Genomic DNA, 20,742 nt, shown 5'->3' on the forward strand with positions numbered 1-20,742 from the left:
TATTTCGGCTGCCGCACCAGCGACGGCCGTTTCGACCCGGAACGCTTCGCCGCCCAGGCGCAGACTCCGCAAGTGCGGATGATCGAAATCAAGATGAGCCAGGGCGCCAAACCCGGCCACGGCGGGATTCTGCCCAAGCACAAGGTCACCCAGGAAATCGCCGACACCCGCGGCATCCTGATGGGCGAAGACTGCATCTCGCCGTCGCGCCACAGCGCGTTTTCCACGCCGATCGAGATGATGCATTTCATCCAGCAACTGCGTGAACTGTCCGGCGGCAAACCGGTGGGCTTCAAGTTCTGCCTCGGCCATCCGTGGGAGTTCATGGGCATCGCCAAGGCCATGCTGGAAACCGGCATCCTGCCGGACTTCATCGTGGTCGACGGCAAGGAAGGCGGGACCGGCGCCGCGCCGGTGGAGTTCACCGACCACATCGGCGTGCCGATGCGCGAAGGCCTGCTGTTCGTGCACAACACGCTGGTGGGTCTGAATCTGCGGGACAAGATCAAGCTCGGCGCCAGCGGCAAGATCGTCAGCGCCTTCGATATCGCCAGCGTGCTGGCCATCGGCGCCGACTGGGCCAACTCGGCGCGCGGCTTCATGTTCGCCATCGGCTGCATCCAGTCGCAAAGCTGCCACACCAACAAATGCCCGACCGGCGTCGCCACCCAGGACACCCTGCGCCAGCGCGCACTGGTGGTGCCGGACAAGGCTCAGCGGGTCTACAACTTCCACCGCAATACGCTCAAGGCGCTGGCGGAAATGCTCGCCGCCGCCGGCCTCGATCATCCGTCGCAACTGTCGGCCAAGCATCTGGTGCGGCGCATGTCAGCGACCGAGATCAAACTGTTCTCGCAGTTGCACGTGTTCCTGAAGCCAGGGGAATTGCTCACCGGGGAAGTGAACGGCGAGTTCTATTCGCGGATGTGGCAGATGGCGAGGGCGGACAGTTTCGAGCCGCAGGAAATCGCGGCGGCCTAGACTCTGAACGGTCACCATTGCAATAACCGCCCGTGGGGCGGCTCTTTCATGACGATGAAGCCGTAGTCACCGATCAGATAGAGGCGGTAATAGAGGCTGTCCACCAAGGGTGGATAGCCCATCAGACCGACATGGGTCGCGTTGCGCCGTTCGCGCTCGGCGACCACGTTGGTGATGCCGGCCGAGGGCAGGTTTTCGGCGAGCATGAAGTAGTCGATGTTCAGCAGATAGTGCAGCACTGGCAACTGTTTGAACGTACCCACCGCCCCCGCCAGCCAGCGGTCGGAGTACGTCACCGAGATATAAATCCGTTTGGCTTCGCGCAGCTCGCGATGGGATGAGATGTCGTGGCTCAGGCTGTAGAGCGCACTGCTGGCGAAGGTTTTTTCCATCGTCAACACCCGGCCATAAGCGAAGGACAACGACAGTGTGGCCAGAAGCGGAATCGCCAACACCAGAGGCAACCATTGATGCAGCGGCATCAACCCCAGCCAGGCCAGATAGAACAGCAACATCAACAGCACGCCGAACCCCATCAGGGTGCGCGCGCCTTCGTTGAAATCGCGAAACAGCAACGTCATGCCCGGCACCAGCAGCACAATCAGCGGCAATGCCAGCAGGCAGCTGAAGCTCAGGAGCAAGCCCCTGGCGCGCGACATGTTGCGCTCGCCAATCTGCCGTCCCAACTGCACGGCGCCGAACACGGCGCACAGCACCAACACAATAAAAACCACCGTGTAGCCGCCGTGAAACAGCAGCGCAACCTTCTCCATCACCCGACCGATATTGATGTCGATCTGCAGCAACGGATCAGCGCTTGCCTTCAGCAATTGCGTGCGCCCGTGGTCAGTGAACGGATAGGCCGTGACGCTGTAAATCAACACCGCCAGCAGCAGTTGCGCCAGCCGCCAGCCCGACCGGCGCCAGAGTTCTACCCACGGTACTCGCCGATGAACATTACGCAGCAATTCCAGACAGCACAGCCCGAGAAACACATTGAGGCTGATCTGATACAGCCCGATCGCCAGCGCCAGCAACACCGACGGCACCAGCCATCGCTGAATGCGTGAAGCGCCGCAAAAAGTGATCGCGTAAATCACCGCGACCAGACTCAACGCCATACCGGCCCCGTCGTATTGATAGGACAGATTCTGCAACAAAAACGGGTTGTACCAGAGCGGCAACGCCACCAGACAACAGGCCAGCGTCGGTTCGGGAAAATAGTGGAAGGTCAGCCGGGTCAGAGCGAACGACATCGCTACAGTGGCGAGCAACAGCGGCAGAGGAAAAATATTCGGCGCAGCGCCGGTGAACGTCAGCGCCTGATACAACCAGTCCATGAACAACCGCCCCTGCCCGGCCCAGGCGTTGCCGGCGGCCAGCGTGCGCCAGTTGTCGTCGATGTAGGGGAAGTCGGCGAGGATCAGCGGCAGGATGTACAGCAGCGTGGCGAGCAGGAAGAACAGCACGACCTGACGGCGGCCGAGTTCTCTTACGAGAAAATCGCTCATCCTCATACCTGCGCCTCTGTTCACGGCTGCGCTGGAAACAACGTAGATAAACCTTCGAACATGACTCTGAATCAGAAGTCGTTTTTTGCGGCGCTTTCAGACCAGCGGCATCAACCTCGCACCCACGAAAAAGCCCCGGACTTTCGACCGGGGCTTTCGAGTTTCAGCAACAACGAATTACGAAGCCGAACGCACCGCGCCCTGGGACGCATCGTTCGGTTGCAGCTTGAACACGTAGAACAACACGGTCAGCAGCACCAGGAACGCCGGGCCTACATAAAGAGCCACGCGAGTGTCCGGGAAGTACGCCATCAGGCCGACCACCAGCACCAGGAACGCCAACGCCAGATACGAGCTGACCGGGAACAGCCACATCTTGTACTTCAGGCCGGCCCGTTCGCTGGCGCTCAGGCCTTTGCGGAATTTCAGCTGGGCCAGCAGGATCATCACCCAGGTCCAGATCGCGCCGAAGGTGGCAATCGAGGTCACCCAGACGAAGACTTTTTCCGGCACCAGATAGTTGAGCAGCACGCCCAGCAGCAGCGCGAAGATCGACAGCAGCAATGCGCGACGCGGTACGCCGTTGCTCGACGTGCGAGCGAAACCGGCCGGCGCCTGGCCGTTCTGCGCCAGGCTGTAAAGCATGCGCCCGGTGCTGAAGATGCCACCGTTGCACGACGACAGCGCCGCGGTGATCACCACGAAGTTGATGATGCCGGCGGCGGTCTTGATGCCCAGACGTTCAAAGGTCATCACGAACGGGCTGCCCTGGGTGCCGATTTCATTCCACGGGTAGATCGACAGGATCACGAACAGCGCGCCGACGTAGAACAGCAGGATCCGCCAGAACACCGAGCCGATCGCATTCGGGATGGTCTTCTGCGGGTTCTTCGCTTCACCGGCGGTCAGGCCGATCATTTCCACGCCGAGGTAGGCGAACATCACCATTTGCAGGGACATCAGCACGCCCGTCACGCCGTTGGGCATGAAGCCGCCGTGGGCCCACAGATTGGAAATCCCCAGCGCCACACCGTCGTTGCCGAAACCGAAGGCGATGATGCCGATGCCGCCGAGCACCATGGCGATGATGGTGACGATCTTGATCAGGGCGAACCAGAACTCGAATTCACCGAAGGCCTTCACCGCGATCAGGTTGATCGAGCCCATGCTGACCAGCGCCGCCAGCGCCCAGATCCAGCGCGGGACATCGGGGAACCAGATGCCCATGTACACCGCCACCGCGGTGATTTCGGCGACGCAGGTCACCAGCCACAGGAACCAGTAGTTCCAGCCGGTCAGAAAGCCCGCCAGCGGGCCGAGGTAATCCTGTGCGTAACGGCTGAAGGAGCCGGCAACCGGGTTGTGTACGGCCATTTCGCCGAGGGCGCGCATGATCACCAGGATCGCCAGACCGCCGATGATGTAAGACAGCATGATCGCCGGGCCGGCCATTTCGATGGCCTTGGCCGAACCGAGAAACAGACCGACACCGATGCAGGCGCCGAGCGCCATCAGGCGAATATGCCGTTCACCAAGTTCGCGTTTGAGCGGGCCGCCTTGAGCGGTTTCGCCATGGGGCGGGTGATTGCCGACTGGCATGGGGGACTTCCTCGTCTTGTTATTGGATGTGGCCACCGAGTGTTCAAGCGTCGGCCGATAAGCCTGCGCCTGGGTAAAACCGGCCCTGCTTCGTGGGCAGGATCGTCCCGCAGAAGTAACCTGCGGGATCAGCGGGGCATGCAGTATAAAAAGCTTGCGACAGGTTTTTTCACTCTATAAGACATCTGATTCAGACGTAAACCTCGCCAAATACAAGGTTTACGAGACAAACCATCCTGCATTTCGAGGATTATTCACCGCGCAAATGGGCGGCGAGTATTGCACAGCAATGGTGCAACGTCATGCCGCGACCAAAGTCACAGCAGCCTCATGACCTCTCTGTTCCGGCCCTTTCAGGCTTGCGATCACTAGTCGGAGGGTTACAGCCGGATTTGCAGATTTGTTCAGGGTCCCTCCTTCACAATTTTTTCACCCGCGCCAACCACCGACTAAGCTTCAGACAAGTCCGATCAATCTGCGTGAATGGATCAATCGACTATGGGCGCTTTGTGGCAAACCGATTCGAGTGAAAAAGTGGTTCCGACTGAACGTGTGGATGAAGCGCCTGTACCTGAAAAACCCCGTCGTAACCGGCATGGGTGGAAGGCTTTCTGGCTCCTGTTGGTGATCATTGCGATTGTCGTGGGCCTGGCTGCGATGAAGGAAATGCGCACCTCGCGTTTTCAGTCCCGCGAGGTCAGCCAGTACGCCGCCAAGCTCAAGTACGATTTGCAACCGGGGCCCAGCGAAGCGATCCGCTATCCGGGCAATGGGCCATTCGATCTGCGTCTGGGCTACAGCTCGCTGGACGAGTTCCTGCCACGGCTGATCAAGCGCAACTACGTGATCACCGAGCAGACGCGCTTCTCCCCGGCCCTGCTCAACTACACCGACAAGGGCCTGTTCGTGCCCTACTCCGAAAAGATCCAGGCCGGGCTGTCGATCACCGATTGCCGCGCCGCGCCGCTGTATCAGTACAACTATCCGCAGCAGCTGTACGCGAGTTTCGACTCGATCCCGCCGGTGGTGGTCAACAGCCTGCTGTTCATCGAAAACCGCTTTTTGCTCGACCCCAAGCAACCGATGGCCAACCCGGCGGTGGACTGGCCCCGCTTCGGCATGGCCGCGTGGTCGCAGGTCGCCAAGCTGCTGCACTTGCCGGGGCAGTCAGCCGGCGGCAGTACCCTGGCCACCCAGCTTGAGAAATACCGCCACTCGCCCGACGGGCTGACGGTGTCCGGCGCGGAGAAGATCCGCCAGATGATTTCCGCCAGCGTGCGCGCCTATCAGGGTGGCCCGGACACCTTGCCGGCGCGGCAGAACATCATTCGTGATTACCTCAACAGCGTGCCGCTGTCGGCCGTGCCGGGGCATGGCGAAGTGCACGGCATGGCCGAGGGTTTGCGGGTCTGGTATGGCGCCGACTTCAACGAAGCCAACCGTAAACTCGCGAGTACCGAAACCGATCCGAAGACCATGGCGGACAAGGGCCTGGCCCTGCGCGAAATGCTCTCGCTGATGATCGCCCAGCGCCGTCCTTCGCATTACCTGACCAAGGGCCGCGAAGAACTGGTCGAACTGACCAACAGTCACTTGCGCCTGCTCAAGCAGAACGGTGTGATCGACGCCGCCCTGGCCGATGCCGCGCTGGCCAGCACCATCAGCTATCGCGACTGGCAGACCCAGCCGACCATCCAGCCGATCGAAACCAACAAGGGCATCAGTGTCGCCCGCAGCCGGCTGGCATCGATGCTCAACCGTCCGCTGTATGACCTCGACCGCCTCGACCTGTCCGCCACCAGTACCCTGCAAGGCGAGCTGCAAACCCAGGCCACCGCCTACCTGAAAAAACTGGCCGACCCGGCCTATGCGACCGAAGTCGGCCTGATGGGCGAACGCCTGCTGACGCCCACCAGCACCACTCAGGTGCGCTACAGCTTCACCCTGTTCGAGCTGACCCCGGACGGTTCGCGCGTACGGGTGCAGACCGACAGCACCGACCAGCCATTCGACATCAACGAAGGCAGCAAGCTGGAACTGGGCTCCACGGCGAAGATGCGGGTGCTGACCACCTACCTGCAAATCATCGCGGAGCTGCATGACAAGTACGGCGCCATGACCGTGCCGGAACTTAAGAAAGTCGACGTGCCGGATCAGGATCGCCTGAGCCAGTGGGTGATCGATTACCTGATCCAGAACAAGGATCACGACCTGTCGAAAATGCTCTCCGCCGCTCTCGACCGCAAATACTCGGCCAGTCCTGGCGAGGCGTTTTTCACTGGTGGCGGCCTGCATGTGTTCCATAACTTCCGCAAGGAAGACAATGGCCGCCTGCCGACCCTGCGCGATGCCCTGCGTGAGTCGATCAACCTGCCGTTCATTCGCCTGATGCGCGATCTGGTGCGCTACACCACCTACTCAGGTCCCAACAACAGCGCCGAGTTGCTCAAGGACGATCGCGACCCGCGACGTCAGGAATACCTCGCCTCGTTCGCCGACCGCGAAGGTACTTCGTTCCTGCTCAAGTTCTGGAAAAAGTACCGGAACAAGGACACCCAGGCCCGGCTCGACACCTTCCTCGACAGCATGCGCCCGACCCCGATCCGTATGGCCGCCGTGCACCGTTACCTGCTGCCCAACGCCAGCCAGGAAGACTTCAACACCTTTGTGCGCTCACACCTCAAGGGCGTCAAAATCACCGAAAAACTCACCGACGAACGCCTGGAACGGCTCTACCTGGCCTACGGCCCCGGCACCTACGACCTGCCGGATCAGGGTTTCATCGCCAAGGTTCACCCGCTGGACCTGTGGATGATCGGCTACCTGCTCAACCACCCCGACGCGACCTTCAAGGACATCGTCAAGGCCAGCCAGTTCGAGCGTCAGGAAGTCTACAGCTGGCTGTTCAAGAGCAAGCACAAAGGCGCCCGCGACAGCCGGATCCGCACGATGCTGGAGATCGAGGCATTCCTCGAGATCCATCAGCGCTGGCAGAAAGTCGGCTATCCGTTCGATCACCTGGTGCCATCGCTGGCCACCGCCATCGGCAGTTCCGGCGACCGCCCTGCCGCGCTGGCCGAGTTGATCGGTACCATCCTCAACGACGGTGTGCGCATGCCGACCCTGCGTATCGACAGCCTGCACTTCGCCGCCGGCACGCCTTACGAAACCAAACTGGTCAATGACCCTCACGTCGGCAAACGGGTGATGCCGTCCGAAGTCGCCACGGCGATGCGCGAAGCGCTGTCGCAAGTGGTGGACTCGGGGACGGCCAAACGTGTTTCCGGCAGTTTCAAACTCAACGATGGAACACCGCTGACCATGGGCGGCAAGACCGGTACCGGCGACAACCGGATCGAGGCGATCGGCTCCGGCGGACGGATTCTCAGCTCGAAATCGATCAACCGTACGGCCACCTTCGTGTTCTATATCGGCGATCACCATTTCGGCACGCTCACCGCGTTCGTGCCGGGGCGCTCGGCGGAGAACTTCAAGTTCACTTCCGCCCTGCCGGTGCAGGTGCTCAAAGGCATGGCGCCGATTCTGATGCCGTACCTGCAACCGGGCAGTGATTCGCAGTGTCTGGCGCCACAAGTGGCGACGGTGGCATCCGCAGCGGACTGAATTGATCCGGGGTAGTAGTTATGTGTTTTATGCATTCCAATATTCAATAAATCAGGTATTAACCCGACACTTCGACAGCAGGCTTTTAAACTAATTAATCCGCTCATTGAACGTTAGGCTGAGAATTCTTTACTTATTCAAGGCCTGCACCATGACTGCAACATCCATATATAAAGGGCAACATTACGACTTAATTAAATCGCGTATCGATCCGGTGTTCAGCGATATGCAGTTACATCGGGCCCAGGCGCTGAGCAACACACCTCTGCAGCTTGAATCATGGATGACCGAGGCTTCGGCCAACGAGCTGGAACGAATGTCCGCCGATAACCGAAAGGCATGGGGCGCACAGAACCGTATCGATCGCCTGCTCCGACGACTTCAGGATGTGTACGCATTCGCCGAACCCTTGCTCAAGGCAAAGCTGCTCGAACAGTTCCAGATCGATATCGACGTCAAGAACACCTACCTGAGACTGTATGCCTCGGCTCAAACGCCCTGGTACGTCCACAACTTCAGCAAAGGCTCCAAGGCCAGAACCGTTTCGATGCTTGATGCGGCATTGCATAACTTCGCACGCGACGAACGCTATCAACACTATTCGACCTTCATTATCAAAACCGATGTCGCACGCGACTTGTTCGACCCCTCGCCGATCAACCAGAAAATAAGCGTGAGCCAGTTTCAGGCGTTGTGCCGGGAGCTGGACATTGGCGCGCTCTACAAGCGCCATCTCGAGACCATTCTGCTGGACAAGGAACCGGTGGCCGAAACATACCTGCGCACACGAGTCGAGCAAAGCCTGCAAGCGACGCTCAAGGCTGCCGCGCAAATGGCCCGGCTCAAAAGGGACATTGGTCACAGCGCCCATGGGCTGATCCGTGAAGTGCTGCTTGGCCGTCAGAATCTGCTGCTGGACGGCCAGGCGATGCGCGTCTGCGACCTGGGCATGATGGACCTGACTTTCACCGGCATCCTGATCATTCGGCCGGATCCGGAACAGCCGCAACACTCGCAAAAAATGATTGCCTATGTCCCCCATGACCCGGAGCACCCGCTCAAGGAATACGCCTCGACCCTGGACTTCATGCAAGAGCTGACCCGCCAGCTGCGGACCAACCAGACATCACCTTCCTCCGGACTCAGCTACCGGCAATTCTTCAGTCAGTTTGTCGATCATGAACAGCGCGGGCATTTTTTCGCCGGGCTCGAACAACGCCTGAGCTACGTGAAATGGTATCCGCGGGAACGGGGAGATTCGCGTCCCTCCTGGCGGGAAACACCGGTGGAGAAACCGCAACTGCAATTCAGCGCACCGCCGATCAGCTCGCCGCTATGGACGTACCTTTTTCAGCAACGACTCAACAAGATCCTCAATGACGCCCGCCAGATTGCGGTGCCGACCGCCGACGCCGACGACAATGCGCGCTGGGCGTGGTGGGAAAACGTTCTGAAGATTGCCGGCGACATTTTCAACGCCGCGTTGTTCGTCGTGATGCCGTTCGTACCGTATGTCGGTGTTGTGATGCTGGTCTACACGGCTTTTCAGTTGACCAATGAAGTCGTCGAAGGCGCAGTGGAGCTTGGTTATAAACACTGGACCGAGGCTGCGCAGCATGTCGTCGGTGTCGTCAACGATGTGGTGCAACTGGCGGCATTTGTCGTCGGTGGCCTGGCCGCCCAAAAAATCCTCAAACTGTCGCCACGGGTCGAAAGCATGAAACCGGTGACGGGACACGACGGAAAAATCCGCTTGTGGCACACCGACCTCACGCCCTACGCACAAACAGACATTGCCCCACCGCCCGCATCGAAACCGTCCGCATCCGGGCTGTACCGTCACGCGGGCAAAGTGCTGCTGCCCCTCGACGGTCGTTACTACGCGGTGAAATATGACCGCAGCAACGGTCGCCATCGTGTCCAGCATCCGACCCGCCCGCAAGCCTACTCGCCACAACTGCGCCACAACGAACAGGGTGCGTGGGTGCACGAGGGGGAAACACCGCAGGACTGGGAAGGCGCGATCCTGATGCGCCGGTTGGGCCCCGGCGTTGACGGCTACAACGATAGCGAACTGGAACACCTGCGCAGCATCAGCGGCACCGCGCCAGAATCACTGCGCCGGATGTACGTGGAAAACACGCCACCCCCGGCGCTCCTGTCCGATACCCTGACGCGTTTCCGGATCTGGGACGAAACCCGCAACGTCGGCCAGTTGATTCGTTCCGGACAACCGCTGGCCCCGACTGCCTACTGGTTCAGCCGGATGGTGCCGGACATGCCCGGCTGGCCTGCCGACAAGGCGCTGAAAGTATTTGAAACCGCTGATTCGAGCGACAACTTTCACCTGTACGGCAATCCACAAGCGACAGCCGAACAGACGATGAGCATCGGCATTCCTGACCTGTTGGCCGGCGAGCTGCCGGAACGGCTGGTGGACTTTCTCGACGATGCAGACATGCAGTCCCTGCTCGGCAATCAATACCCCAAAAGCCAGCGGGCACAGGTGCTGCGCAACCAGCTGGGGGATATCGTGGAAACCCGTACGCCCGACATTTTCGATTACCAGTATCGGGCCGCAGATCATAGTGGCGATGCCCAGGTGCAATTGCTGCAACAGCAATTTCCATCACTACCCTCGCGGGTCGCCGAGGCGCTGCTGAAAAAAGCGACGCCGGCCGAACAGACCATCATCCGCGAAGAACAGCGCATCCCCCTGCGCCTGAAAGATCAGGCCCGGGAAAGCGCCTTTGAAATCAGTGCGGCGCGAGCCATTGAAGGTTTGTATGAACCGGCATTGCGACTGCCCGATACCGAGCGCTTGATTCTCAACGTCCTGAGACAACGCACCGATACCTTCGCCGATCTGCGCATTGAAGTACGCGAGCACTTCTATGACGGCGCGCTTCGCTGCAGTGTGGGCGACGAGCAGGCCAGTATCGTGCGCGTACTGGTCCGGGATCAGCGTGGCCGCTATGAAGTGCGCGATGAACGCAACGACAGTCTGCATCCTGCCGCAGACTTGTATGAAGCCATCCTGCTGGCCATGCCCGCCGACAAGCGTACCGCGCTGGGTTACCGCGCCGGCCAGGGACAATTGTTCAGACAATGGGTGCTGGTCATGACCGAGCGCCCCGCCGAGCGCAGGACGCTGCTTGCGCGTCCACCGATTCGCGCGCAGGTTCCGTTGCAAACCGAACTGCTGCTGCGCGGGCCGGGGCAATCGAAAAAAGCGTTGAGCGTGGAAGAGAAAGTCCAGAACCTCTACCCGCATTTCGACCAGGCCGAGGCGTTGGCTTTCAGTCGATCCCTGCAAGCGAACGGTGCCCCTCACTCACAGATCAAGATGCTTGAGCAGGAGATTCAACAGCTCAAGCAGACCCTGGAAACCTGGCGTCAGCGCTACCTGACTGATTGGGATCCTGAAAACCCGGACAGCAACGTGCCACGTGCCTATTGGGACTACCAGCAAAAGGGCGGGCAGTTTCTCGCCGAACGTTTGCTGGCCTGTTTCGAACGCAAGTCCGAGGTGTTCGGCGAGCGCAGTCTCAGCGTGCAGGAAGGCTATCGGCTGGACCTGTCCAGCGAGTGGTTGCCCAAGGACATCGAGCGTTGGTGGCGGCAGTTGCCGGAAGAGCTGAAGCCCTGGATCGATCAGGTCACAACCCTGAACCTGGACGGATCGGTATTTTCTCAATCGCCGAACGGCCTGTTGAAAGACCTTCCCCACCTGCGCCATTTCAGCGCCCGCAATTGCGGGCTGACAGTTCTGCCGGAGCCTGTCGGCAAGATGCATTTGCTGGAAACCCTGCGCCTGAACGAGAACCAGATCCGCCTGACGCCGACCACTGTCGAGCAACTGCGCAACATGACGCGCATGGAAACTCTCAGGCTCGATCACAACCCGCTGAGCCTTGCGCCGAATGTCGAACGCATGCCACGGCTCAAGGTGCTGAGCCTGATCGGCACCGGCCTCGAGAGCTGGCCACCGGGATTGTTCGAAAAATCCCGGCCACGCGGCTTCTTTCTTGATCTGGGCGCGAATGCGCTCAAGCGCATCCCGGATGTGCCGCCGGGCTCCGATAACGCGCGGCTGATCGCCCGTACCCGGGTCTACGCCAACAGGCTCTCGGACCCGGTTCGGGTCAAGTACGAACATTACCGGACTTCGGTGGGGATCCATCCACGCCTGACGTACAACAGCGCGGCGGAAGATCTGCTCGAGCGCTGGCCCGCGTTCGTCGACACCTCGCTGCACAACGAAACGGCCGGGCTCGGCACCTATCGCCCCGAGGCCTGGCACGACCTTGCCGGGGAGCCAAACGCCGACGGTTTCTTCTCGGTGATCGAAGACTTGACCCATTCGGCCGATTACATCGCTGGCGGCAAAGCCAATGATCAACTGACCGACCGGGTCTGGCGGATGATTGGCGCCATGGACATCGACACGCCGCTGCGCCAAGAGCTGTTTTTGATGTCGACCGATCCTGAAGGTTGCGAGGATGCCGGCGCGCAACTGTTCAACAACATGGGGGTCAAGGTGCTGGCTTCCGAAGCCTACTCGTACTCGACCAACCAGGCCGAGCTTGAGCGCAAGCTGGTGACACTGGCCAAAGGATCGGCGCGTCTCGGTCAGGTCACTGAAATCGCCCGGGCCGATATCAGAAACCGCACGGGCAATCCCGATGAAGTCGAAGTGCACCTGGCCTACGAAACAGGCATGGCGGCCAGACTGGAGCTGCCATGGCAGTCCGAAGGCATGAGGTATCGCCGGGTTGCCGGCGTCGATGATCAGACCATTGCCAAGGCTGTCGAGACGTTGCTCAAGGCAGAAGAAGGCGATGGCCTGGTCAATCAGATGATCGAGCTACCGTTCTGGGAAAGCTATTTGCGCAACAACTGGCCAGGAGAAATGGAAACCAACAAACAGCTGCACATGGAAAAGCTCGACGTGCTGGAAGCGCTGAAAACTGCGCAACAGGCCTGGGCGCAATCCACCGACGCGCTACCCGCCGAGCGCGCATTGCGCAGGCGCACCCTCAGCGACCTGGCAAAGCGCTTGCCGATTGCCGAAGAGGAGGTTTTCACCGGCATGGAAATGAGCACCGAAACCTATGACCGCCTGCTTCGGGACATCGGTTATCAGGAGAAGGAACTACGCCGCCAGCTCACCCGTGAGGCCATGAGCAGGGCCGGAATCTGAATGTCGCCCGCATGACAATCACGCCCTGAAGCCTCGCTGCAAAAGTCTTCAGGGCCCAAGCGCTAAACCTCCGAATCCCAGATCACCGTGACGTTGCCGACATAGCGTTTGCCTTTTCCCGGCTGGAGCATCTGTTCGACATACACGCCCGGAATCTCGAAGTGCAGCGTCGCGGGTGCTCGCTGCATGAAACTGGAAGGTTGAAACGCAACGCCATCAGGATTGTTGCTCAAGGGGCGGCGCTTCACCGGTTGGCCTGCGATATCGGAAATGCTGTCGGGCAGGCTCACACTCAGAAAAACCTGCGCGTCGGTGGCGCCGCTGAGCGTATCGCGCAATGCGCAGGCGCCGACGGCGGCGTACTCGCATTCGAAGTGCATCTTGAAACGCGAGGACGCCGAAATATTGAAAGTCTGATCGCGAAACAGCCGGGTCGGTTTGCTGCCCTGCTGCAACCAGGCCTGCCAGCCGCCTTGCGGCACCAGCGCAATCTTGTTGCCGCCGGGCGGGATGTCGACCTTGAGCACATGCTGCACGTCGAGAAGAACCCTGAACGTCAGGCTGGAGGTGTCAGGCAACAGGTTGTTGCCCGTGTCGATGTCCTGACCGGAACCCACGCCATAGGTCAGTTCACCCGCATAGATTCCCGCCGACATGCCCAGCGGGTTGGGTGTACGCAGCTCATAGGCCACGTCCAGATAGTCGTAGGACATCCACGGAATGACGAATGCAGACTGTTTGCTGCACAGGTTTTCGGCGGGGGTAAACCAGAAAAAACGAAAGAAGTCCGGACCATAAGACGACATTGCACCGGGTTCGCACGGCCTGGGCGGTACGTGCCATCCCGACCTTGCCCAAAGCGCGTTATGCGCTTCGTATTCTCCGGAAACGCCAGTCAGATTGCTTGCCGTATCACTGAGCACATAACGTGTACCGAAACCACCGATACGCATTTCCACGGTTTGCGTCTCACCGGTAACGATATTGCGCACCGTCAGGCTGCGCCATTGCGCCGGCATCTTGAATGTCGCACCGTCGCGCTCAGCGCTTTCTGGCCGTATTGCCTGTACCGACGAGAAACGCATTGGCAACGAAACCCCCATAAGGTTGTAGCGTCGACAATCATTCGGGTACTGGCCGCAGTAACCGCTCTGCGGCGTCTGGTTGATGAACCCATTGTTCTGCGGGTTGGCGGGATCGGGGACGTAGGTCGCGCGAAGTTCCTGAGTGATGCCAGCCGCCGACGTTGAAAGCAGGCCACCGCAGAAGCAAAACACGCTGTTCTTCAAGCACTTGCGCACAGCTGAAACCATTGGCTATTTCCTTGCCTGTCAGGTCGTTTGTCCTTGTTCGGCATGCGCTGCTCATCCTGCCGGCGCCGCCACGTTGAACACGATATTGACCGTGCCGTTGTACTCGCCCGGCTTGTAGCCACCGGCCTGCTCGCGAGGCACGATCTCCAGTTGCACACGACGGCCGGCCGTCGCCTCCTCTGCGGACACCACTTGCCGGGGCGTCGGATCCTGGGCCAGTTCCTTGCCGTTGAAGCTGACGCGCAACACGATGTTGTCACGCGAATCGCCGCCGGCGGTCAGGTAAGGGAAACTCTCGAGACGCGCTTCAATGGCACTGCCGTCGGTTTTCACATCAAAGCTCTTGCGCAGCCCGAGCAACGTCGAGGTGTGGATATCCCACGGCAGGGTCTGCTCACGATGGATCCAGTCGGCTTCGCTGGGGAGCACGTAAAAACCCAGTGTCGGAATGTCCACCGAGACTTCGAAGGTGTGCTTTTCCTGGGCGGCAAACACCGCCGGATGGATCGATGTCGGGACGCTCAGACAGAGTACGATGGCGACTCGCTTGATCATGGCTGGGATCTCTGCGTGGGTGATGGTGACAATCAACTTCCCGGTGCCTTTGCGTTGAACAACAGCATGACCGTGCCGTCGTAATCCCCTGGCTTGAAACCGCCGAGCGGCTTGATCGGATCGATTTCCAGCAGCACACGCTTCCCGACGGCCGCTTCGGCCTGCGACAGGACTTCGCGCGGACGAACGTCTGCGCTCAGCACCACGCCGTTGAATTTCACATGCAGCAGGATCTCTTCACCGAGCTTGCCGTTGGAAAGGCGCGCGATGCTTTCCAGCCGCGCTTCGATTGCACTGCTGTCATGGCGCAGGTCAAACGACTTGCGCAAGCCGCGCAGGGTCGAGGTGTTGTAATCCCAGAGCAGGCGCTGCGGGCGGTGAATCCAGTCCGACTCTGCGGGGATGACGTAGAACGCCCGACCGGGAATGGTCAGGAACACTTCGAAGTTGAGCTCTTCGCGAACCGCCCAAGCGGGGATACTCATCAGGGCGGTGAAAGCCATCAGTGCCGCAGCGGCGCATTGCTTGTTCATGATCGATACCTGGCGCGTCGTGGATAGAGGCCTTAGCGGCGCGCGACCCTGAGGTCTTTCCTGTTGTCGCCTTCCACCAGTTTGAAGCGGTATTCGCGGCCGGCTTCCTTTTCAAAGGCGAAGCTTTTGCCAGCCATCACGTGGTGTTTGGTGGTCGCGCCACAATCGGCTTCATTGCTCACCGAACAGCTTTTGAATTCGTCGACCACCATCACCGTGTTGCCGTTGTTGCGGATCTCGTAGCGTTCGGGCGTGTCGCTGATCACTGTGTCGAAACGCGCATCTTTGGGGCGCACGAAAAACACGATGCCAAATCCGGTCATCACGTTGACCCCGGCCGACAGCGACTTTTTGTAGTCTTCGCGCTCCTCGTGGGAGACCACGAATTCGTCTTCCTTTTCCGGCACGACCGGCACGAAACGCACGCGGAAGTAGCGTTCGCGATCCCGCTCGCCCATGTACAGCAAGCGCGTGCCCTGCATGCCCTGCGCCGGCACGATCAGGCGCGCGGGGCTGGCCATGATGCCGTTGCGCGAAGCGCCGTCGGCCGCGTTGACCACGGGAATCTCCTGCGGTTTGCCGTCGGCGTCATAGACGATTTCCAGCACATTGATCTTGACGAACGCGGTGCTGTCACCGCTGTTGAAAACACGCTTCAGGTACGTACTTTTGTCGCCGTCGAGATAGTCGTACACGGTGCCGACATTGATCTGCGGCCCGGCATGGGCAGTCAGGCAACACAGGCCGGACAGCATCAGCAAAAACATTCGAGTCATGGAATTCAACCTCGTGAAAATGAAAATTGGCCAGCCCCGGAGGTTCATACTTCCGAGTCGAAAATGATGGTGACGTTGCCTCACAGCGTTCCGTTCATGCCGGGTTTGAGCAGCGATTCGATCCATCGTCGAGGGATCTGGAAACGCAAGGTGCCGGGTTTTCGATCAACGTAACGAGTAGGCTCGAACGGCCCCAGCCAGGTGTTGTGCGACAACGTGCCGGACCAGCCATCGCTGTTGCCGGGGCCTGTGATACCTCGGGGCAGGGTCAGCTTGACCTCGAACTTGGAAAAGCCCACTTCGTTGTTGCCGATGCCGCACTCAGTGCCGCCCAGCGAGTTGCAGATCATCATCACCTTGAAGGGTGACGAGGCCGACAGGTAAAACTGCTGGTCGCGATAGATCTCGGTCGGCATGCGCCCCGTGTCGATCCAGCGTTGCCATCCGCCAACCGGTTCCATCGTCACCTTGTCGCCGCCGGGTGGCAGATCGACTTTCAGGGCGTGATGAACGTCGAGCACGAAGTCCAGGGTCAGGCTGGAGTCATCCGCACGAAAAAAGGGCCCCATGTTGAAGTCCGCGCCACCCGCTCCGACGCTATAGGTCAATGCGCCGGTGTACGTACCGGTCGGCATGGTCAACGGATCGGGAGTGCGCAACTCGTAGGCGATATCGAGATACTCGAAATCCATATGCCCGACATCCATCGCGGCAGTCTTGATACAGCTGCCTTGCACGGGCGTCTTCCAGAAAAACTGATAAGTCGTCGGTGAAGGAAGACCCACTCCGCTATAGAGGCAGGGGGGCGCGGCGTAGACCCAGGAACTGCCCTCCCAGAGTTTGCGATGCGCCTCCCCCACATCAGACTCGCCTGTCAACTCGGTGACGGGCTTGCTCAAGCGAAAGCGCGAGCCGATTCCGCTGATTCGGACCTCCACCGCACGCGTCTGCTGGGTCTGCTGATTGGTTACGTTCAGGACTTGCCAGGCAGCGGGCACTTTCACCCAGACACCATTGGCCGAAAACAGCGGGGTAAACGTACTGAAGCGAATCGGCACCCGGATGCTGAACATGCCGTGGCTGGCGCACTCGCTCGGGAAATCCACGCAATAACCACTGTTTGGCGTCTTGTTGACGAACACATTCTTGTTCGGCTGCGAGGAGTCGGGTTGGAACAATGCCCTGATTTCCTGATTCGCCGCCTCGACCGAAGGCAGGCTCAGTGCCGCGATCAAGGCCATGAATACGGTTAGCTTTTTCACGCTCAACCCGCCTTCTGATCGGTAGAGGTCGCATCGGCCAGGGTGTCCGGCGTGCAACGCAGATCCCCGATCATCAACACATTGTTTTCGCTGCGGTGCTGATCCGCCTCGAGGCGGAACTGGCACAGCAGGCGGTTATCCTGGCGCACCTCGAGGGTCGGCGAGCCGGCGTTCATTTCCATCGAGAAGAACCCGTCGACCTCGGTCACCCCGCGACTGGCGTGGTTGATCACGTGATGCCCCTTGAGCGGCTGGCCCTGTTCGTTGACCAGTCGACCGAGCACGGTCAGGGTTTTCATCACACGGATCTTGCGGTAGTCGACCCCGCCCTTGTTCAGGTGATAACGGGTGCGCGCCGGTTCGATCGTCGCCGCCGGCACGTTGTTGCCTTCGAAGTCGAAGCTCACCGAGCTGTTCTGATACGCCGTGATAGGAATGAAATTGCGCCCCGGTTTCAGCGCTGCGCTGCCGCCGCTGAAGTCGTCGGCGCGCAAGGCAATGCCCTCGATGTCCGACTCGACGTCGACAATCATCCCGGCCCCGCGCATTTCGTATTCGCTGGTCATGAGCATCTGCTGGCCGCCGACCACCAGCGTGCTGTCGAGGTTGAGACCGCCGGTGAAATTGCCGTTGTAGGACGAGCGCTGGATGAAGCCGTCGCCATTGATCGTGTCGGTGCGAAAGTTGGCCAGGCCGGAAGCGCCGACGCCATAGGTGTCGGTCAACGCCGTCACCGAAACGTTCTGCAGGAGGTGCCCCTTGAGGTCCTTGCGCCAGCCGATCGAAGCGTTGTTGTCGCGCCCGCCGTCGCGATCGGTACGCGAACCGATGCTGCCGGTGATCTGCTCGCCGGGCGCGCCCAGCGCCATGTTCAGGCTCAAGTCGACCCCGCGATTACGCGCATCGCCACTGCTGTAGCTGCCCGGTCGATCGAACAGCGACAAGCGCCAATTGGCGTCATTGCCGAACAGTTCGCTGCGCCGGGTCCAGCCCAGATCCACGCCGACGCCTTCGACATTGCCTTCGCTGTGGGAGACCCGTGCGTTGAGCGAATTGCGGCTGTTGAGCCGGTGGTTGAGCGCCAGCGACGAGTTGCTGGTTTCGCCGATGAACACATTGCGCTGACGCACCCGGGTGCCGTCCGGCAGGGTTTCGTACTGGTCGCTGGTGTCGAGCCAGCTGCGGTTGTGGCTGATCACCAGACTGCCGGAACCGTAGTTATACAGGCTCTGCAAATCGAGGCCGGTGCCGTGATCCTCGGTCTTGTAGACGTTGGCATACAGGCTGATGTGATTGGCCAGGGTCCAGTCGATGGACGTGCCATATTGCAGCTTTTCGCGAATCTGCCGCGCCGACAGGCCGAGGATGACTCGCGGGTGCAGCAGGTAGTTGAGCGAGGCGCCCGCCGTAGGACTGCCGCTGGACTGTTGATCCCAGTTGCTCAGCAGTTTCTGTTCTTCGCCGGCAAACAGGTTGTAACGCCAGCGCTCGTCGAGGTTGCGCCAGTTGCTGGGCTTGTAAACCAGCTCCTGGGTACTGGAGGTGATCTGGCCGTCTTCGATCAGCCGCACTTCCACCTCGTAAATGCCACCGGGCAGTGGTCGGGTGTCGAGGGTCTGCAAACCGGCGGGTATCGATTGAGTGTTGATCAGCAGACCGTCGCGCCAGATCTCCACCGAGCCCTGACGATTGGCGGTGACGTAAATCGGGTAGACGCTGGGCGCTGCGTTGTTGATTGCCAGGCTGTCGGAGCTGCCGTACATCACGCCGACCGCCGTGTCAGGGCTGGTGCCGAACGTGCGCGGCTGGCGGGTCAGCCCTTCGGAGTTGGGGGTGAAATAGCCCAGGCGAAAGAAATTGCCTTGCAGTTCACGCTGGGTGTAGAGCTCGTGGACGGCGTGATAGAGCTTGTCGTCCGGGCCGCCGAGGCGAGCCATTTGCATGTTGAAGGTCTGGCTCCAGTTACCCAGGCTGCCGCTGGCTTCGAGGCCAAAACGTCCGCCCAGATCCTGATCCTGGCCACCATTGAGGTTGAGCTGGTTGCGCACCATCAGGCCGCTGCTGCCGTCTTCGGGTTGGTCATAGAAACGCTTGGTTTCCAGGTCGCGCTCGGCGTTCTCGGTGAGAACCGAGAGCAACGAATTTTCCAGGTTGTAATTCACCGCCAGCACCTGATCGGGGCAGGAGCCGGTGCACGCGCCCAGCGGCACGCCGGGTTTGAGATAGGCCGCCCACTTTTCGCGTTCAGCGGGGGTGTAGCGGTTTTCACTGGTGTCGGTGAATTCCAGCAACGTGACGCGATCATCGCGGGATAACACCACCATGGCCTCCCCCAGCGGTTGCTGGTCGAGTTCGACCCGCACCGCCAGCGGCACATCGAAAAAGTGCTCTTCGAAATCTGCCGGCAAACCTTTGGCCTGCGCCAACAGACTGCGCGGAGTCGTGCCGGCGGGTTCGGAGGCGGCCGCTGCGTTGGCACAAAACAACAGCGCAAGCGCAGCCGCGACGGGTGTCATCGGGAACATGAACTCGTACTCTGATTTACAAAAGTTGAAGTCCGGCGGAACAGACACTGCTGTTTATCCCGCCGGGGAACGCGACTCTGGCAAGCTGCGTTGAGTGCAGATCAACCGATTACTTGCCACCACCGATCGGCGGCACGGCATCGAAAGTCATGGCGACGACACCGGTGTAATCACCCGGCTGGAAATTGGTGCCTTTGGCACTGATCTTCAGCGGCGCGCGATAGTTGACGTCGGACTCGGACTCACCCACGACCATTTGCGGAGTCAGGGTAAGTTCCTTGTTGTTGAACAGCACTTGCAGATCGATGGCGGTGTTGCCGGCGATCAGTTTTGGCTGGCTTTCCAGGCTGGCATGCACAGAACCGTTGTTATTGCGCACATCGAAAAAGCCATTGACTTCACGCATCTTGCCGGTGCTTGGCTGGAAGCTCATGTCCTGGTCCTTGTTGACCAGGTCGGAGTCGGTCGGCACCACGTAGAAACCGTTGGTCGGTACGTGGGCGATCAGGCTGATGGAGTGACGGGCTTCACCGGCAGCGAAGGTCACGGACGAGCTCAGGGCCAGGGCAGCGAGAGAAGCGGTGATAGCGATTTTCTTGAACATCGGTCAGTACCTGTTTTCTTTTTAAGGAATCGGAACATTGAAGTTCATGTCACACCGGTCGATAAGTACCGAAACATGGAAGTTCAACGCCGGGGCATGATCGACGCTTGTCTCAAGAATGTAAGCAGGCAACTTCCCACGAGCTTGTAGTTCAACAACCTCGCGACACGAAAGAAAAAACATCAAAAAATCAAAATATATAAAAGTAGCTGTAAGGCATTGCCTACCTACAGTTATTCATAAAAAGCGTTACAGC

General features: G+C 59.9%; 12 protein-coding genes. 3 read left to right on the forward strand and 9 right to left on the reverse strand.

The window, feature by feature from the left end; genetic code table 11:
* The coding region (locus PMI24_RS18720) for an FMN-binding glutamate synthase family protein (RefSeq protein WP_007956631.1) at positions 1-981 on the forward strand (981 nt) is incomplete at its 5' end.
* 11 nt (positions 982-992) lie between these two features.
* Here the strand turns inward: PMI24_RS18720 and PMI24_RS18725 are convergent.
* Together PMI24_RS18725 and PMI24_RS18730 are read right to left on the reverse strand one after the other, a co-directional pair.
* A complete protein-coding gene (locus tag PMI24_RS18725) occupies positions 993-2,498 on the reverse strand; it encodes a glucosyltransferase domain-containing protein (RefSeq protein ID WP_007956633.1) in 1,506 nt (501 codons plus the stop codon).
* Between the two features lie 171 nt (positions 2,499-2,669).
* A complete protein-coding gene (locus PMI24_RS18730) occupies positions 2,670-4,091 on the reverse strand; it encodes an amino acid permease (protein ID WP_007956635.1) in 1,422 nt (473 codons plus the stop codon).
* Positions 4,092-4,589: 498 nt separating this feature from the next.
* On the opposite strand from PMI24_RS18730, the gene PMI24_RS18735 reads away from it, so the two are divergent.
* Positions 4,590-7,715 carry a transglycosylase domain-containing protein gene (locus PMI24_RS18735; RefSeq protein WP_007956637.1) on the forward strand — a complete coding sequence of 1,042 codons (3,126 nt, stop codon included), beginning with the start codon at positions 4,590-4,592 and terminating at the stop codon, positions 7,713-7,715.
* A gap of 226 nt (positions 7,716-7,941) precedes the next feature.
* Entirely contained in the window at positions 7,942-12,918 is a 4,977-nt protein-coding gene (locus PMI24_RS18740) for an NEL-type E3 ubiquitin ligase domain-containing protein (protein WP_157222949.1), read from the forward strand.
* A 62-nt stretch (positions 12,919-12,980) separates the two neighbouring features.
* On the opposite strand, the gene PMI24_RS18745 is transcribed toward PMI24_RS18740, so the two are convergent.
* The 7 genes from PMI24_RS18745 to PMI24_RS18775 all read right to left on the reverse strand — a co-directional run bounded on the left by PMI24_RS18745 (position 12,981) and on the right by PMI24_RS18775 (position 20,486).
* Positions 12,981-14,231, reverse strand: a complete 1,251-nt coding sequence (locus PMI24_RS18745; protein ID WP_007956640.1) for a hypothetical protein — start codon at positions 14,229-14,231, stop codon at positions 12,981-12,983.
* Between the two features lie 51 nt (positions 14,232-14,282).
* A complete protein-coding gene (locus tag PMI24_RS18750) occupies positions 14,283-14,786 on the reverse strand; it encodes a CS1 type fimbrial major subunit (protein ID WP_007956641.1) in 504 nt (167 codons plus the stop codon).
* 32 nt (positions 14,787-14,818) lie between these two features.
* A complete protein-coding gene (locus PMI24_RS18755) occupies positions 14,819-15,319 on the reverse strand; it encodes a CS1 type fimbrial major subunit (protein WP_007956642.1) in 501 nt (166 codons plus the stop codon).
* Between the two features lie 32 nt (positions 15,320-15,351).
* On the reverse strand, positions 15,352-16,095 hold the full coding sequence (locus PMI24_RS18760) for a hypothetical protein (RefSeq protein WP_007956643.1): 744 nt from the start codon (positions 16,093-16,095) through the stop codon (positions 15,352-15,354).
* Positions 16,096-16,175: 80 nt separating this feature from the next.
* Positions 16,176-17,357 carry a hypothetical protein gene (locus PMI24_RS18765; protein WP_045121819.1) on the reverse strand — a complete coding sequence of 394 codons (1,182 nt, stop codon included), beginning with the start codon at positions 17,355-17,357 and terminating at the stop codon, positions 16,176-16,178.
* Between the two features lie 2 nt (positions 17,358-17,359).
* Positions 17,360-19,882, reverse strand: coding sequence for a CS1-pili formation C-terminal domain-containing protein (locus tag PMI24_RS18770; RefSeq protein ID WP_007956645.1), 2,523 nt, complete (start codon positions 19,880-19,882; stop codon positions 17,360-17,362).
* Between the two features lie 109 nt (positions 19,883-19,991).
* On the reverse strand, positions 19,992-20,486 hold the full coding sequence (locus PMI24_RS18775; RefSeq protein ID WP_007956646.1) for a CS1 type fimbrial major subunit: 495 nt from the start codon (positions 20,484-20,486) through the stop codon (positions 19,992-19,994).
* Between the last annotated feature and the right edge of the window lie 256 nt (positions 20,487-20,742).

Origin of the sequence: Pseudomonas sp. GM25 (genome assembly GCF_000282255.1) — a bacterium.
Taxonomy (GTDB): Bacteria; Pseudomonadota; Gammaproteobacteria; order Pseudomonadales; family Pseudomonadaceae; genus Aquipseudomonas; species Aquipseudomonas aphyarum.

Excerpts from the sequence above, each read along its gene's own strand:
- PMI24_RS18745 (WP_007956640.1), bottom strand. The coding sequence starts at position 14,231 with ATGGTTTCAGCTGTGCGCAAGTGCTTGAAGAACAGCGTGTTTTGCTTC.
- PMI24_RS18755 (WP_007956642.1), bottom strand. The coding sequence starts at position 15,319 with ATGAACAAGCAATGCGCCGCTGCGGCACTGATGGCTTTCACCGCCCTG.
- PMI24_RS18760 (WP_007956643.1), bottom strand. The coding sequence starts at position 16,095 with ATGACTCGAATGTTTTTGCTGATGCTGTCCGGCCTGTGTTGCCTGACT.
- PMI24_RS18775 (WP_007956646.1), bottom strand. The coding sequence starts at position 20,486 with ATGTTCAAGAAAATCGCTATCACCGCTTCTCTCGCTGCCCTGGCCCTG.
- PMI24_RS18725 (WP_007956633.1), bottom strand. The coding sequence starts at position 2,498 with ATGAGGATGAGCGATTTTCTCGTAAGAGAACTCGGCCGCCGTCAGGTC.
- PMI24_RS18730 (WP_007956635.1), bottom strand. The coding sequence starts at position 4,091 with ATGCCAGTCGGCAATCACCCGCCCCATGGCGAAACCGCTCAAGGCGGC.
- PMI24_RS18740 (WP_157222949.1), top strand. The coding sequence starts at position 7,942 with ATGCAGTTACATCGGGCCCAGGCGCTGAGCAACACACCTCTGCAGCTT.
- PMI24_RS18735 (WP_007956637.1), top strand. The coding sequence starts at position 4,590 with ATGGGCGCTTTGTGGCAAACCGATTCGAGTGAAAAAGTGGTTCCGACT.
- PMI24_RS18770 (WP_007956645.1), bottom strand. The coding sequence starts at position 19,882 with ATGTTCCCGATGACACCCGTCGCGGCTGCGCTTGCGCTGTTGTTTTGT.
- PMI24_RS18750 (WP_007956641.1), bottom strand. The coding sequence starts at position 14,786 with ATGATCAAGCGAGTCGCCATCGTACTCTGTCTGAGCGTCCCGACATCG.